Source organism: Micromonospora sp. DT31 (assembly GCF_049841795.1).
Taxonomy (GTDB): domain Bacteria; phylum Actinomycetota; class Actinomycetes; order Mycobacteriales; family Micromonosporaceae; genus Micromonospora.
The window spans coordinates 1-14,813 of the sequence record NZ_JBNCKZ010000037.1; the positions used below are offsets into that span (position 1 = coordinate 1).

At 72.9% G+C, this 14,813-nt stretch carries 11 protein-coding genes and 1 riboswitch; of the genes, 4 read left to right on the plus strand and 7 right to left on the minus strand.

Annotated features, from left to right (window positions below; genetic code table 11):
- Positions 1-82: 82 nt before the first annotated feature.
- The 4 genes from ACLQ2X_RS27915 to ACLQ2X_RS27930 all read right to left on the minus strand — a co-directional run bounded on the left by ACLQ2X_RS27915 (position 83) and on the right by ACLQ2X_RS27930 (position 4,072).
- Complete coding sequence (locus ACLQ2X_RS27915; protein ID WP_425684062.1) at positions 83-931, minus strand: C39 family peptidase; 849 nt, start codon at positions 929-931, stop codon at positions 83-85.
- Between the two features lie 197 nt (positions 932-1,128).
- Positions 1,129-1,269, minus strand: a riboswitch (cyclic di-AMP (ydaO/yuaA leader).
- A gap of 310 nt (positions 1,270-1,579) precedes the next feature.
- Positions 1,580-2,335 (minus strand): hypothetical protein, encoded by a 756-nt coding sequence (locus tag ACLQ2X_RS27920; RefSeq protein ID WP_425684063.1) that lies wholly within the window; start codon positions 2,333-2,335, stop codon positions 1,580-1,582.
- A gap of 123 nt (positions 2,336-2,458) precedes the next feature.
- Complete coding sequence (locus ACLQ2X_RS27925; protein ID WP_425684064.1) at positions 2,459-2,830, minus strand: hypothetical protein; 372 nt, start codon at positions 2,828-2,830, stop codon at positions 2,459-2,461.
- Between the two features lie 69 nt (positions 2,831-2,899).
- Positions 2,900-4,072, minus strand: coding sequence for an acyltransferase family protein (locus ACLQ2X_RS27930; RefSeq protein ID WP_425684065.1), 1,173 nt, complete (start codon positions 4,070-4,072; stop codon positions 2,900-2,902).
- Between the two features lie 153 nt (positions 4,073-4,225).
- On the opposite strand from ACLQ2X_RS27930, the gene ACLQ2X_RS27935 reads away from it, so the two are divergent.
- From ACLQ2X_RS27935 to ACLQ2X_RS27945, 3 genes are all read left to right on the plus strand, one after another.
- Positions 4,226-5,551: a polysaccharide pyruvyl transferase family protein gene (locus ACLQ2X_RS27935; RefSeq protein ID WP_425684071.1), complete on the plus strand. Its 1,326-nt coding sequence runs from the start codon at positions 4,226-4,228 to the stop codon at positions 5,549-5,551.
- A 67-nt stretch (positions 5,552-5,618) separates the two neighbouring features.
- The gene (locus ACLQ2X_RS27940; protein ID WP_425684072.1) at positions 5,619-6,227 is read left to right on the plus strand and encodes an alpha-ketoglutarate-dependent dioxygenase AlkB; all 609 of its coding nucleotides are present in this window, start codon (positions 5,619-5,621) and stop codon (positions 6,225-6,227) included.
- 95 nt (positions 6,228-6,322) lie between these two features.
- The gene (locus ACLQ2X_RS27945) at positions 6,323-7,660 is read left to right on the plus strand and encodes a uracil-xanthine permease family protein (RefSeq protein WP_425684066.1); all 1,338 of its coding nucleotides are present in this window, start codon (positions 6,323-6,325) and stop codon (positions 7,658-7,660) included.
- Positions 7,661-7,755: 95 nt separating this feature from the next.
- Here ACLQ2X_RS27945 and ACLQ2X_RS27950 read toward each other — a convergent pair whose 3' ends face one another.
- Both ACLQ2X_RS27950 and ACLQ2X_RS27955 read right to left on the minus strand, forming a co-directional pair.
- Positions 7,756-10,245 (minus strand): DNA gyrase/topoisomerase IV subunit A, encoded by a 2,490-nt coding sequence (locus tag ACLQ2X_RS27950; RefSeq protein WP_425684067.1) that lies wholly within the window; start codon positions 10,243-10,245, stop codon positions 7,756-7,758.
- Between the two features lie 32 nt (positions 10,246-10,277).
- A complete protein-coding gene (locus ACLQ2X_RS27955) occupies positions 10,278-12,335 on the minus strand; it encodes a DNA gyrase/topoisomerase IV subunit B (RefSeq protein WP_425684068.1) in 2,058 nt (685 codons plus the stop codon).
- Between the two features lie 409 nt (positions 12,336-12,744).
- On the opposite strand from ACLQ2X_RS27955, the gene ACLQ2X_RS27960 reads away from it, so the two are divergent.
- Entirely contained in the window at positions 12,745-14,016 is a 1,272-nt protein-coding gene (locus ACLQ2X_RS27960; RefSeq protein WP_425684069.1) for a hypothetical protein, read from the plus strand.
- On the opposite strand, the gene ACLQ2X_RS27965 is transcribed toward ACLQ2X_RS27960, so the two are convergent.
- Positions 14,003-14,647 (minus strand): class I SAM-dependent methyltransferase, encoded by a 645-nt coding sequence (locus ACLQ2X_RS27965; RefSeq protein WP_425684070.1) that lies wholly within the window; start codon positions 14,645-14,647, stop codon positions 14,003-14,005. The two genes, ACLQ2X_RS27960 and ACLQ2X_RS27965, sit on opposite strands and share 14 nt — an antisense overlap.
- Positions 14,648-14,813 lie beyond the last annotated feature (166 nt).

Below are 14,813 nucleotides of genomic sequence, written 5' to 3' on the forward strand. Positions count from 1 at the left end.
CCGAACACTGGAACACGTAAGACAAACGCGAAAGGCCGGCACCCCGAACCCCGGGGTGCCGGCCTTTCACTCGCTTGTCGGATCAGGCGGAGTAGCCACGGCTGGCGATCCAGTTCGCCAGGTCGATGGTGGTGACCCAGTACGACGGCAGCGACGGGTCGGCCGAGTCGACGATCCGCACGGTCCGGCCGTCGTTCTTGTAGCCGACCACGGCCACGTAGTGCCCACCCGGGAACGAGTGCCAGCCGCCGTTGAGGTCGACCACGTCACCGGCGACGTTCGCGACCACCGCCCGCCCCTTGGCGACGGCGCTCACCACGTCGGCCTGGAGCTGGTCCATCTGGGCCGGGGTGGCCGAGTCGCGGATCATCCGGGTCCGGTACGGGTCGCCCTTGACCTGCTGGTTGAGCACCCGGGTGGTGTCCTCGGCCGAGTTGGTGCCCATCTCGGTGGTGCCGAGCGCGGCCGCGAGGGTGTCCTGGCCGCGCTCGACGCCGGTGGCGCTGAGCGCGTTGCGCACCGCGGCCGGGCCGCAGTAGTAGTAGTTGATCTGTGCCTGGTAGTCGTAGTCGAGCATCCTGCTCGACGGCGGCTTCGGCGGCGCCGCCTTCGTGGTGGTGGTGTCCGGGTCCGCGGCGGCGCTCGCCGACGGCGACGTGCGGGGGGTGGGCGACGCGCTGGACGAGTCGCGGGGCGACGGGACGGCGACGCGCGCCTCGCCGCGGCTGGCCGCCTCGCCGACCCGGGCGTCGAGTCCGACCGTGGCCGTGCTCTCCTGCCGGGTTGGGGCGTCGTCGGTGACGGTGAGCGCCGTGCCGGCGCTGCCGGCCAGCACGAGCGCCGCCGCCGAGCCGGCGATGATCTGGTACGGACGTTCGGTCGTGATCCGTCGCAGCTGACGCTTCAGGTGGTGCTTCACGAAATCCTCCACGGGGGCGTGAGCGGCGCAGGCCGGCCCGGCACGCGGAAGGACTCACACGTGCTGGGGAGCCGGCGGGCCGAGGGATGGGTGCGCCCGCGTTGTGGGCGGGCCGGGGTGGTTACCGGGGGTGCGCGCCGGTCAGGCGCGCGCGGGACACTGCGGGGCCGTGGAGGCGGGGGATGGTCGAGGGATGGGCACGAGGCAGGGACTCCTTCCGTGGCCGCCGACCGGGTTAGCTGACGGATTCGGGCGGGAAGTACGCCCTACCGCGGGCCGTGGCTCGCGGATTCACCCCGATGGTGTGTGGGTTCCCGGTTCGTGCAAGCACGATTTGGCGGGTCAAGCGCGGCGACGCCTTCGGCGAACGGAAACCGCACCGGACGCGCCGACACTACCGGCGAGTAAGCGGGCCGCCAACCGCTGCGACCTGCGTAAACATCGGGCCTGACTACGGATTCGGAACAGCCGGTCACCGACTTCACTCAATGGGACAGGCGGTTTCGCAGGGCAGCGTCCGGCCGGAACCCGACGTCGCCGGGACGAAAACCCGCAGGTGCCGGGGTCGTACGAGGGCGTCGCGTGCCGACTGTCCGGTTCCGCGACGCGGGTGAGCCAAGTCACCCACTTTTCGTAACGATTCGGACCACGCGCCGGCTGTCAGCCGACGCGGGCCGGGCTCAAGCGGGTGCCACGTACCGCCGCCGGAGCCGGCACCCGGCTTGCCGGGGCGCTCGCGCCGGCCAACGCGGGGCGCAGCGCCAGGTCGGCCGCGTACGCCTCGACGGCCAGCGCGCGGGCGGCCTCGGCGGCCAGTTCCGCGTCCCGCCAGGCCAGCCGTTCCCGGTCGGCGGCGACCTCCCACCGGGACCGGCGGCCGTCCCGGACGGTCCGGGCCAGCACGACCTCCTGCTCGGCCGGGTGCCGGCGCGGGTCCCACCCGTTGCGGCGCGCCAGCGCGTCGGCGAGTTGACGGGCGGTCAGGTCGCCCCGCCAGTGCGCGCGCATGACGGCGTGGCGCAGCCAGCGTTCCCGGGCCGCGTACTCGGTCGGGGTCCGGGGGGTGCGCGGGGCCGGCAGCGCGCCGGCCCCGGCCAGGCGGCGCGCGGCGGTGTCCGCCTCGTCGTAGGCCGTCCAGGCCCGGTCCGCCTCGCTCCGCGCGGCCAGCCACTGCTCGCGGCGGCGGCGGAAGGTCTGGGCGGCCCCGGCGGCGGCCACCGCCACCTCCTCGGCGTACCGGACCAGGTCGGCCCGCTGGGTCGGATCCGGGTCGACGGTGGTCTCCGCCGCGCCCTCGCGTTCCGGGCGGGCGACCAGCACGGCCAGCAGGGCGAGGGCGAGCAGCAGCAGGGCGGACCAGATCGCGGCGGCCTCGGGGACCGCGGTGAGGAAGTGGTAGAGAGCGGTCTGCGACATGTCGGCACCTCACGGGAAGACGTGGCGGGGAACCCCGCTCGACCGTCCGACGCGGGACGCGGCGGGCGGGTGCGGGGTGGCGTTCGGTGGGTGCGGTGAACGGGCCGGCGGCCCGTGGACAGGTCAGCGGGTGGGCGGGGCCCGGGAACCGACCGACGCCGGGACCTGGCGGTCCGGAGTCGGACGTCTGTCGACCGGGTCGGCCGCCCGTGACGCCGGGGCCCCGGTGGCGCGGGCCGGCGGCTCGGCGGGGTGCGCGTACGCGGCGTGTGCCGCGGCCGACAGGTCGGTCGCCGCGCTCGGCGCCGACGCGGCGCTCGCGGCCCCGGGAGCCGGCACGACCGTCGGGGTGGCCGCAGGGGCGGCCATGGCGACGCCGGACGGCAGCGCGGCGGCGCCCAACGAACAGGCGACGACCACCGCGAGGCTGGCCAGCATCCGGGCGGTCCAGCGCGCCACCCACCAGGTGGGGCAGGTGAGCGCGATCGGAAGCACGGGTACAAATTACCGCCGATCCCACCAGGACGCACCGCCGCCGGGCGTGTCGCCGCGCCAGGTGACGGCTCAGTCGGGGCGGCCCCGGCCGGCGTACTCGACCCCGTCGGCGGGCGCGCGGGGGGCGGGCACCCGCGGCGCCGGCCCGGCGGCGGGCGCGTCCGCGCGGGCGCGGCGCGACGGGCCGAGCAGGCGCATCATCGGCAGTTCCACCCAGCGGTGCAGCGCGGCGGCGAGCGCCAGGGTGAGCAGCAGGAAGCCGAGTACCGCGAGCGGACCCCGCCAGCCGGGCAGCCCGGTCCCCCAGTCCCCGGTCAACCGCAGCACGGTCGTCATCACCAGCACGTGCACCAGGTAGAAGGCGAACGACACCTCGCCGAGCCAGATCATCGGACGCGACCGCCAGGGGGTGGACCGGCCGCGCACGTCGGCGTCCGCCGCGGCGGCGATGACCAGCAGGTACGCCACGGCGAGCAGGGCCGCCCAGAGCTCGGCCCGGATCCACAACGCGGCGACGACCCAGGTGCCGACGAAGATCCCGCCGGCCACGGTCAGGTTGGGTCCGCGCCAGCGACCCCGGCGCATCAGCTCGGCGGCGGCCACACCCATCCAGAACTCCAGCGACCGGGTCACCGGGAATATCTGCGTGAACCACCACCGCTGGTCCTCCGCCAGCAACTGCTGCCCCGGCCACAGGGCCAGGATCAGCAGCGGCGCGGCGACCAGCACAGCCCGCAGCACGCCCGTGCGGGCCCGGCGCAGCCACGGCACCACCAGCGGCAGGCACAGGTAGAAGGCCAGTTCGCAGGAGAGCGACCAGCTCACGTTGTTGACGCTGTAGAAGTAGCCGTCGAGCGGGATCCACGCCTGCACCAGGAACAGGTTGCCGATCGCGGCCCAGGGCAGCACCGGGTCGGCGAACCAGGCCGCCACCATCAGCGCCGCCAGGAACGTCACCACGTGGTTGGGGTAGATCTTGGCGAGCCGACGGCGCAGGAACCGGTGGGCCGCCTCACCGTCGCGGTAGGACCAGACCAGCACGAACCCGCTGAGGATGAAGAAGAACTCGACGCCGGACAGGCCGAGGCTGAACCCCTTGTCCATCACTGCCTTCAGGCCCGGCTCGGCCATGATCCCCATGGTCGCGGCGTGGAAGCAGAACACCAGCAGTGCGGCGATCCACCGTAATCCGGTCAACGACGGCAGATGCGGAGCACGGGTGACGGTTGGGGCGCTCGTCATCCCGGGGACCCTACCCGGTGGTAGCGCGCCCTCTGCCGCCGTGGCGTCGTCCGCGGTCGCCCAGCGACGGTGGATAAGATTCCGTTCCGGCACACGCGGGCGGCTGTCCGGCTCCCGCGGGCACGCCGTGCCCTATGGAAGGTGAGCAAGCGGATGCACCAGCGGATCCTGCTCCGCGCCCGCAAGGGCCCGTTCGACGTCCTGACGCCGGAGGAGACGTTCGCCGGCAACTGGATCGGCGACAACAGCGGCAACCTGGTCTTCAGCCACGCCGCGCACAAGCTGCTCGCCACCTCCACCGCCGAGATCACCGCGACCCGCTCCCCCGCCGACCCGCGTCTCGCCGACGAGATCAACGAACGGTACGACGTGTTCGTGGTGCCGCTGGCCAACGCCTTCCGGCGCAGCTTCCTGCACCGCCTCGCCCCGATGACCCGGCTGATCGAGCGGCTGAAGATCCCGGTGGTGGTGCTCGGCGTCGGCGTGCAGACCAACGTCGACGGCGACCGGGAGTACCTGCGCCCGATCGACGAGGCGGTCAGCGCGTTCTGCCGGGCCGTGCTCGACCGTTCGCACAGCATCGGGGTACGCGGCGAGGTGACCGAGAGCTACCTGCGCACCCTCGGCTTCTCGGCGGTGGAACAGATCGGCTGCCCGTCGATGTTCCTGCACGGCGACAACCTCCGGGTGGAGAAGGGCCGCCCGGAACTGACCCCGGACGCCCGGGTGGCGCTGACCATCTCCCCGTACGTCCGCTCGATGGCCTCGGTGGTCCGCCACCACCACGAGCGCTACCCGAACCTGTGCTACGTGCCGCAGGACCTGCGGACCCTCGGCACGCTGCTGTACGGCGACGCGCCCGAGCACCGGGGCCAGCGCAGCGACATTCCGCTGCACGCCTCGCACCCGCTGTTCGTCGAGGACAAGGTGCGGATGTTCGTCGACCCGTGGACCTGGCTGTCGCACCTGTCGGAGTTCGACTTCGCGTTCGGCACCCGCATCCACGGCACCATCACCGCGCTGATGGCCGGCACCCCCGGCTACCTGTTCGCCCACGACTCGCGCACCCTGGAACTGGCCCGCTACTTCGGCATCCCGCACCGGATCATGCGGGACGTGCCGACCGACGTGGACGCCGCCGACCTCTACGCCGAGGCCGACCTCAGCGCGCTCAACGACGGTCACAAGGCCCGCTTCGCGACCATCACCGCGTTCCTGGCCAAGCACGACCTCGGCACGTCCTTCGCCGACGGCGACAGCGCCGCGGCGTTCGACCGTCGGGTCAGCGAGACGGTCTTCCCGCCGGCCGTCCGTCCGGTCGGCGCCGCCCCGCGCGACGAGCTGCTCACCCGCATCGAGCGGCTGCGCGACGAGAACATCGCGCTCACCGAGACGATCGACGGGTTCCAGTCGCAGCGGCTGCGCGAGCGGCTCAAGAAGGCCGTCCCGGGCACGGTCCGCCGGATGCTGCGCCGCTGATCGTCGTACGCCTGTTCGACAGTCGGGTACGATCGGCGACGTGCCCGACGTCGCGTACCAGCCCTCGATGCTCGACCTGGCCGAGCAGGGTCCGACCCTGGGTCCGCTCGCCGGACGGTTGCGCCGGCACGAGCTGAGCCGGGGTGCGTGGGTCGACCACCTGCCCGGCTGGGTGCGGGGCTCCGACGAGGTGCTCGACACGCTGCGCGACGACGTGCCGTGGCGGGCCGAACGCCGCACCATGTACGACACCGAGGTCGACGTGCCCCGGCTGCTCTGCTGGTATGCCGCCGGCCGCCCACTGCCGCACCCGGTGCTCACCGCGGCCCGCGACGCGCTCACCGCGCACTACGCCCCCGAACTGGGCGAACCGTTCGTCACCGCCGGCATGTGCCTCTACCGCGACGGCCGCGACAGCGTCGCCTGGCACGGCGACACCCACGGCCGTTCCGCGCACACCGACACCCTGGTGGCGATCGTGTCCTTCGGCTCACCCCGCGCGCTGCTGCTGCGCCCTCGCGGTGGTGGCGACGGCCTGCGTTTCCCGCTGGGCCACGGCGACCTCGTGGTGATGGGCGGCTCCTGCCAGCGCACCTGGGAGCATGCGGTGCCGAAGACCGCCCGCCCGGTCGGTCCCCGGGTCAGCGTCCAGTTCCGCCCAGCCGGGGTGGCCTGAGGCCGGGCCGGCACCGTGGCCCCGCCCGACGCGTGCTAGAAACAACTCTCAGGGTCGACCACGCCCCCGGTCACGCACGACGCGAAGGGCGACCGATGACCCAGTCCCCCACCACCCGATGGTCCCCGTGGGCTCTGCACGGCGACGGCCGGACCGTACGCCCCGGCGACGTGGTCCAACCCGACGAACGGCTCTCCTGGCCGCGCACGATCGGCATCGGCGTGCAGCACGTGGTCGCCATGTTCGGCGCCACCTTCACCGTCCCGCTGATCACCGGCTTCCCGCCCGCCACCACCCTGTTCTTCTCCGGCCTCGGCACGCTGCTGTTCCTGCTGATCACCGGCAACCGGCTCCCGTCGTACCTGGGGTCGTCGTTCGCGTTCATCGCGCCGGTGCTGGCGTCGAAGACCGACGGCGGCATCGGCGCGGCCCTGGGCGGCATCGTCGTCGCCGGTGTCGCGCTCGCGGTGGTCGGCGTGGTGGTGCAACTGGCCGGCTCCCGCTGGATCGACGCGCTGATGCCGCCGGTGGTGACCGGCGCGATCGTCGCGCTGATCGGGCTCAACCTGGCCCCGGTGGCCTGGGACGGCGGCGGCGCCGGCACCGGCGTCAAGGCGCAGCCGGTGATCGCCGTGGTCACCCTGGCCGCGATCCTGCTCACCACCGTGCTGTTCCGCGGCTTCGTCGCCCGACTGTCCATCCTGGTCGGTGTGGTCGTCGGCTGGGTGCTCGCCGCGCTGACCGGCCAACTCGACCAGCAGGCCGTGACCGGGCTGCGACAGGCGGCCTGGGTGGGGTTGCCCGAGTTCCACACGCCGAGCTTCGACCTGCGCGCCGTCGTGCTGGTCATCCCGGTGATCCTCGTGCTGGTCGCGGAGAACGCCGGGCACGTCAAGGCGGTCGCGGCGATGACCGGCCGGAACCTGGACCGGGACATGGGTCGGGCGCTGTTCGGCGACGGCCTCGCCACCGTGCTCGCCGGGTCCGGGGGCGGCTCCGGCACCACCACGTACGCGGAGAACATCGGCGTGATGGCGGCCACCCGCGTCTATTCCACGGCCGCCTACTGGGTGGCCGGCGGCGCGGCCGTCCTGCTGGGACTCTGCCCGAAGTTCGGCGCGCTGATCCTCACCGTGCCGGCCGGGGTGCTCGGTGGCGCCACCACCGCCCTGTACGGCCTGATCGCCATCCTGGGCGCCCGGATCTGGATCGAGAACCGGGTCGACTTCCACGACCCGATCAACCTGTTCACCGCCGCCGTCGCGGTGATCATCGGCGCGGCCAACTACACGCTCACCGCCGGTGACCTGTCCTTCAACGGCATCGCCCTGGGCACCGCCGCCGCCCTGGTCATCTACCACGGGATGCGCCTGGTCGCCCGCCTGCGCGGCACCACCCCCGAGTCCCGCCAGTCCCCCGAACCCGAAGTCTGACCGAACCACCGCCGCGGTCGATCACGAGGTCAGCCGCGGAAACCGCCCGATCCCCGCTGAGGGCGGGGGCGGCGTCAGCCGCCCCCGCCCGTCGGTCAGTCGCGGTCGACCTGGTGGCCGACGACGGTGGGACCGAGCATCACGGCGAAGCCGGAGCCGTCGCGGCGCGGGTCGGCCGGCGGCAGCTCCACCGGGTCGCCGGTGGCCGTCGCACCCACCGGCCGCGGGCCGATCCACGCCACCGACAGGTCCACCTCACCCTTGAGCAACCGCTGCGCGCGCACGCCGCCGGTCGCCCTCCCCTTCGCCGGGTACGCCTTCAGCGGCGTCACCTTCACCGTGGCGCCGGTCGAGGTGACCACCATCGGCTCCCCGTGCCGTGTGTCGTCGGCGCGCACCGCGCCGAAGAAGACCGCCCGGACCCCGGCGGGCAGGCTGATGCCGGCCATTCCGCCACCCTTGGGCCCCTGCGGCCGCACCACCGACGCGGCGAAACGCAACAACGACGCCTCCGACGAGACGAACGCCAACGTCTCCGCGCCGTCGACCAGCCAGGTCGCGCCGATCACCTCGTCGCCGTCACGCAACGAGATCACCTCGAACTCGTCGGAACGGACCGGCCAGTCCGGCGCGCACACCTTCACCACGCCCTGCCGGGTGCCCAACGCCAGACCGGGCGACCCCTGCGCGGACGGCCCCAGCGGGGCCAACCCGACCACCGTCTCGCCCGGCTCCAGCGGTGCCAGCTCCGCCGCCGACATGCCGCCACGCAGCGACACCGTCCCGGGCTGCTCCGGCAGCACCGGCAGCGGCAGCACATCGACCTTGAACGCCCGGCCGGCGCTGGTGACAAGCAGCACCCGGCCGCGCGCGGTCGAGTGCACGAGCGCGCGTACCGCGTCGTGCTTGACCCGGCCGCTGCGCCGCCGCGCCTCGGCGGCCTCCTCCGACTCCGCCGCGGTACGCGCGACCAACCCGGTGGCGGAGAGGATCACCTGGCACGGGTCGTCGGCGACCTCCAGCGGACCGGCCGGCACCGAGGCGGCCAGCACCTCCTTGAGGTCACCGTCGACGAGCGTGGTGCGCCGGGGCGCGCCGAACTGCTTCACCACGGCGGCCAACTCGTCGGAGACCAGCTTCCGCAGCACCTTCGGGTCGTCCAGGATCGTCGACAGGTCGGCGATCTCGCCGCGCAGCTTCTCCTGCTCGGCCTCCAGCTCCAACCGGTCGTACCTGGTCAGCCGGCGCAGCGGTGTGTCCAGGATGTAGGTCGCCTGGATCTCGGAGAGCCTGAACTTCTGCATCAGGCCGTCCTTGGCGGCCTGGGCGTCCTCGCTGGCCCGGATCAGCTTGACCACCCGGTCGATGTCGAGCAGGGCGATCAGCAGACCGTCGACCAGATGCAGCCGCTCCTCCCGCCTGCGCTTGCGGTATGCGGTGCGCCGGGTCACCACCTCGTAGCGGTGGGACAGGAACACCTCGAGCAGTTGCTTGAGCCCGAGCGTGCGGGGTTGGCCGTCGACGAGCACCAGGTTGTTCACACCGAAGGACTGCTCCAGCGGGGTCAGCCGGTAGAGGTCGGCCAGCAACGCCTGCGGGTTGACGCCGACCTTGCACTCCACCACCAGCCGGGTGCCGTTCTCCCGGTCGGTGAGGTCCTTGACGTCGGCGATGCCGGTGAGCCGCTTGGTCTTGTTGACCTCGTTGGTGATGGCCGCGATGACCTTCTCCGCGCCGATGCCGTAGGGCAGTTCGGTGACCGTGATGGCCTGCCGGCCGCGGCTGCCCTCCAGCGGGCCGATCTCCACCCGCCCCCGCATCCGCACCACACCGCGCCCGGTCTCGTACGCGCGGCGCACCTCGTCCAGGCCGAGCAGCAGCCCGCCGGTGGGCAGGTCGGGGCCGGGCACGAACTCCATGAGCCGGTCCAGCGTGGCATCCGGGTGGTTGATCAGCCAGCGGGCGGCCTGGACCACCTCGCCGAGGTTGTGCGGGATCATGTTGGTCGCCATCCCGACCGCGATCCCGGAGGCGCCGTTGACAAGCAGGTTCGGGAAGGCCGCCGGCAGCACGGTGGGCTGGGTCAGCGAGCCGTCGTAGTTCGGCTCGACGTCGACGGTGTCCTCGCCCAGTTCGCCGACGAGAAGCATCGCCTCCCGGGACATCCGGGCCTCGGTGTAGCGCGCCGCGGCCGGCCCGTCGTCCGGGCTCCCGAAGTTTCCGTGCCCGTCGATGAGTGGGGCGTTGAGTGAGAAGTCCTGGGCCAGCCGCACCATCGCGTCGTAGATCGCGGTGTCGCCGTGCGGGTGGTACTTACCCATCACGTCACCCACGATGCGGGCGCTCTTGACGTGACCCCGGTCCGGGCGGTGGCCCTGCTCGTGCATCGACCAGAGGATGCGCCGGTGCACCGGCTTGAGCCCGTCCCGGGCGTCGGGCAGGGCGCGGGAGTGGATGACCGAGAACGCGTACTCCAGGTAGGAGTCGGAGACCTCGGTGACCAGCGGGTTGTCGAAGACCCGGGCGCCGGCCTGGTCGAAGGCGGCCAGATCCGCCTTGGCGCGGTCGTCCTTGCGGCGTGCCATGGTGCGGTTTCCTTCCGAAACGAACCCGGTGGTCAGGCGTCGATGGCGTCGCGGTCGACGCGGTCGGCGGAGTCGATGAGCCAGTTGCGGCGGGGCTCGACCTTCTCCCCCATCAGCAGTTCGAGGATCCGCTCGGCGGCCTCGACGTCGTCGATGGTGATCCGGCGGACCGCCCGGGTCGCCGGGTTCATGGTGGTGTCCCAGAGCTCGTCGGCGTCCATCTCACCGAGACCCTTGAAGCGCGGGATCGGGGTGACGATCTGCTTGCCGGCCTTCTCCAGCTTGCGGACCGTCGCCTCCATCTCGGCCTGGGTGTAGGTGTAGACGGTCTGCGGGCTGCGGCCCCGGGTGGTGATCTTGTGCAGGGGCGGCACCGCCGCGTAGAGCCGGCCGGCCTCGATCAGCGGTCGCATGTACCGGGCGAACAACGTGATCAGCAGGGTGCGGATGTGCGCGCCGTCGACGTCCGCGTCGGCCATGATGAGCACCCGGCCGTACCGCATCGTCGACAGGTCGAACGTACGCCCGGAGCCGGCACCCAGCACCTGCACGATGGCCGCGCACTCGGCATTGTCCAGCACCTGCTGGAGGCTCGCCTTCTGCACGTTGAGGATCTTGCCGCGGATCGGCAGCAGCGCCTGGTATTCCGACGACCGGGCCATGCGGCTGGTGCCCAGCGCGCTGTCACCCTCCACGATGAACAGCTCGCTGCGCTCCACGCCGGTGGCCCGGCAGTCGACGAGCTTCGCCGGCATGGCCGCGCCCTCCAGCGCGGTCTTGCGCCGGGCGGCGTCCTTCTGCTGCTTCTGGGTGAGTCGCACCCGGGCCGCGTCGACGATCTTCTGGAGCACCGTGCGGGCCTCGGTCCTGGTCCGGCGGTCGTCCAGCCAGCCCTTCAGGTGCGCCTCGACCAGGCCCTGGAGCACCTTGGTGATGCCCGCGGTGGACAGCTCGTCCTTGGTCTGCGAGGTGAACTGCGGCTCCGGGATGCGCACGTGCACCACCGCGGTCATGCCCTCCAGGACGTCGTCCAGGGTGGGCGCGTCCTCCTTGGGCTTGAGCAGGCCGCGGGTGGTGCGGGCGGCCTCGGCGAGGGTGCGGGCCAGGGCCCGCTCGAAGCCCTTGCGGTGGGTGCCGCCGTGGGCGTTGCGGATGGTGTTGGTGAAGCACTCGACGGTGCGCTCGTAGCCGGTGCCCCAGCGGAGCGCGATCTCCACCTCGGCGCGCCGCTGCACGTTCGACTGCATGACGCCGTTGGCGTCGGCGGCGTTCTCCCGGTAGGTGCCCTCGCCGGTGACCAGCAACGTGCCGGAGACCGGCCGGTCGCCGGCCGGGGCGAGGAACTCCACCATGTCGGTGAGGCCGTCGGGGAAGTGGAAGCGTTCCTCGTGCGGTTGCTCGCCGGTCTCGTCGCGCAGCCGGTAGGCGACGCCGGGGACGAGGAACGCGGTGTTGCGCAGCTTGAGCCGGACCGCCTCGGTGTCGAGCGCCGCGCCGGTCTCGAAGTAGCGGGGGTCGTGCCACCAGCGGATCGAGGTGCCGGTGCGCTGGCCGCGCTTCATCGCGCCGACGATCTGCAGGCCGGGGCCCGGGGTGAACGGCGCCTCGGGGCCGGCGCCGTCGAAGACGCCGGGCACGCCGTGCCGGAACGACATCGCGTGCACCTTGCCGCCGCGGCGGACGGTGACGTCGAAGCGGCGGGACAGGGCGTTGACCGCGGAGGCACCGACGCCGTGCAGACCGCCGGAGGTCTTGTAGCCGGAGCCGCCGAACTTGCCGCCGGCGTGCAGGCGGGTCAGCACCAGCTCGACACCGGAGATGCCGGACTTGGCGTGCACGTCGGTGGGGATGCCCCGGCCGTCGTCGTCGACCTGGACCGAGCCGTCGGCGTGCAGGATCACGTCGACCCTGGTCGCGTGACCCGCGACACCCTCGTCGGTGGAGTTGTCGAGGATCTCGTTGACGAGGTGACCCACACCACGGCTGTCGGTCGAGCCGATGTACATGCCGGGGCGTTTGCGGACGGCGTCGAGACCCTCCAGGTGGGTCAGGTCGTCGGCCCCGTAGAGCGTCTCAGGCTGTGCGGTCAACTGGTCGTACTCCCAGGTCTCGGCGGTTTGGTGCCGTTCACCGTGTGGTGCCGTTCACCGTGTGGTGCCGTTCACCGTGTGGTGCCGTTCACCGTGTGGTGCCGTTCACCGTGTGATCCCCCCACGATGATCGCCGGGCGCGGCGCGCCGCAGCGAGCCTAGCCGGGCGCACCGACAGGTCGGCGGCACCGGTGCGGTGCGTTGCCGGATCGGCCCTGCGGGCGGGGTGCGGCCCGGCCGACCGACCGGCGAGGGCGGGGTCCGGACGGCACAACGACCGGGCCGCCGGTTGTCTTCCCCGCTCAGGGGCGTTCCGGACGCACCGGGAGGTCCAGACATTGACGTTCGTCACATGCCCGTGATCTGATCGCCATCTCGACGAATCGATGTCGGAGAGCGGGTGGTCGGCATGTCCGTGTTCCGTCGTAGCGTGCTCGCGGGGGCACTGGCGTTGGCCGCGCTGGCGGTGCCGGCCGCCGCCGCGCCCGCCCGGCCGGCCACCGCGGCGGCACCCACCGCCGCGCTGCCCACCGCCGCGGTGGCGCTCGGTGACAGCTTCATCAGCGGCGAGGGCGCCGGGGCGTACGCGCCGGTGGTCGACGTCAACGGGGTCACCCAGGGCTTCCCCGGCTGGTCGGCGGCGAACGCCAACGCCTACTTCTGCCACCGCTCACCGAACGCCTCGCTGTTCCAGGCCGACCTGCCGGGCATCTCCGCCCGGTTCAACGTGGCCTGCTCGGGCGGGCAGCCGTCCGACATCGCCGCCGCCTCGGCCACCCGGACGAAGGGCCGGCAGGTCGCCGCCCAGCTCGACCAGCTCCGGGCGGTGGCGCGGACCCACGACGTCGACCTGGTGCTCGTCGGCCTCGGCTCGAACAACAGCTCGTTCACCTTCGGCAGCGTGGCGGAGAAGTGCGCCAACCGGTTCATCGCCGACGCCTGGACGGGCTGGTGGGAGTTCTGGGCCTACCTGGGCGGCCCGGTGGAGCAGAAGACGTGCGCGGACGCCGACCTGGGCACCGCCGCGCAGTTCGCCGCCGCCACCGCGGAGACCACCACGGCGCTGCGGCAACTGCTCACCACGCTGGACCAGGTCGACGCGGACGGCCAGCACCGGGTGGTGTTCCAGGACTACACCAACCCGCTGCCGTACGAGCTGGAGCAGGGTTACCGGACCGAGGACGGCCGGGACGACACCCGGGACAAGTTCCGTGCCCTCGGCGCGGAGCGGTACGCGGCCGGCTGCCCGATCCACCGGGCCAGCCTCGCGCCCGGACACCGGTTCTCCCAGGGACTCGGCACGCTCGTCAGCTCGGTGCGCGCCACGCTGGCCGGTGAGTTCCCGCAGGACGACCTGGTCTACCTGAACGTGCAGCGGGCGTTCGACGGCGCCCGGCTGTGCGAGTCGGCGGGCAGCCCGGGCAACGCCCTGGCCACGCCGATCCGGCTGATGGACGGCCCGAGCGGCACCTTCGTCACCAGCCTGTCCGGCTACGACAAGCTCGACATCCAGCGGATCGCCAACGCCTGCGGCACCTACTTCCAGACCTGCCAGGAGTCGTGGCACCCGAACGCCGCCGGCCACCGGGTGCTCGGCCGGTGCCTGGCCGGGGCCGCGGCGACGGGCGCCCGCGCGGTGTCGTGCGTACGCGCGCCGGACGGCACGATCAGCGTGGGCTGACCGGCGCGACCGCGGTGCCGAGCACGTGCGGGGAGGCCGGCGCCGGCACGCCCGTCGACGGGAAGCGGAACCGGTCCAGGTCGGTCACGGTGAAGCCCGCGGCCCGGATCGCCGCGACGGTGTCCCGGCCGGTGTGGCAGCCGGCGGACACCAGCGGCCACAGGGTCGCGTCGACCACGCGCTGGACCCGGCGCAGGCCCGGGGTCTCGGCCACCACGTGTTCGTAGAAGCGCAGCTCGCCGCCGGGCCGGAGCACCCGCCGCGCCTCCCGCAGCGCCACCGCCGGGTCGGACACCGAGCAGAGCACCAGGGACAGCACCACCGCGTCGGCGGCGCCATCGGGAACCGGCAGCGCCTCGGCGAGGCCGGCGGCGACGGTGACCGACACCGGCGCGGTGGGCGCGGCGGCGCGAGCCAGACCGCGCAACAGGGGTTCCGGTTCGACGGCCAGCACCCGGGTGACCGCGGGCGGGTAGTGCGCCAGGTTGCGTCCGTTGCCGGCGCCGACCTCGACCACCCGACCGTGCAGCCCGGCGACGAGGCGACGCCGGTGCGCGGCGACGCCGGCCTGGTCCATGGCGACGCTGGCCCGGGCGAAGAGCCGGGCGAAGACCGGATGGGAGACGGCCATCAGTCCTCGACGGGACGGGTGGTCGCTGTGGCCGGCACGGCCGCGCGCGGCGCTCCGTCGGCCCACCGGTTGATCCGCATGTCTCGACCCTAGTGCCTTGACCACGAAGGTTGGCGGTGTTGGGGTCAGGCTGCGTGGGTGGCGGGTTGGCCCCAGCGTCGATGTC

Excerpts from the sequence above, each read along its gene's own strand:
- ACLQ2X_RS27920 (WP_425684063.1), bottom strand. The coding sequence starts at position 2,335 with ATGTCGCAGACCGCTCTCTACCACTTCCTCACCGCGGTCCCCGAGGCC.
- ACLQ2X_RS27945 (WP_425684066.1), top strand. The coding sequence starts at position 6,323 with ATGACCCAGTCCCCCACCACCCGATGGTCCCCGTGGGCTCTGCACGGC.
- ACLQ2X_RS27960 (WP_425684069.1), top strand. The coding sequence starts at position 12,745 with ATGTCCGTGTTCCGTCGTAGCGTGCTCGCGGGGGCACTGGCGTTGGCC.
- ACLQ2X_RS27950 (WP_425684067.1), bottom strand. The coding sequence starts at position 10,245 with ATGGCACGCCGCAAGGACGACCGCGCCAAGGCGGATCTGGCCGCCTTC.
- ACLQ2X_RS27935 (WP_425684071.1), top strand. The coding sequence starts at position 4,226 with ATGCACCAGCGGATCCTGCTCCGCGCCCGCAAGGGCCCGTTCGACGTC.
- ACLQ2X_RS27930 (WP_425684065.1), bottom strand. The coding sequence starts at position 4,072 with ATGACGAGCGCCCCAACCGTCACCCGTGCTCCGCATCTGCCGTCGTTG.
- ACLQ2X_RS27965 (WP_425684070.1), bottom strand. The coding sequence starts at position 14,647 with ATGGCCGTCTCCCATCCGGTCTTCGCCCGGCTCTTCGCCCGGGCCAGC.
- ACLQ2X_RS27940 (WP_425684072.1), top strand. The coding sequence starts at position 5,619 with ATGCTCGACCTGGCCGAGCAGGGTCCGACCCTGGGTCCGCTCGCCGGA.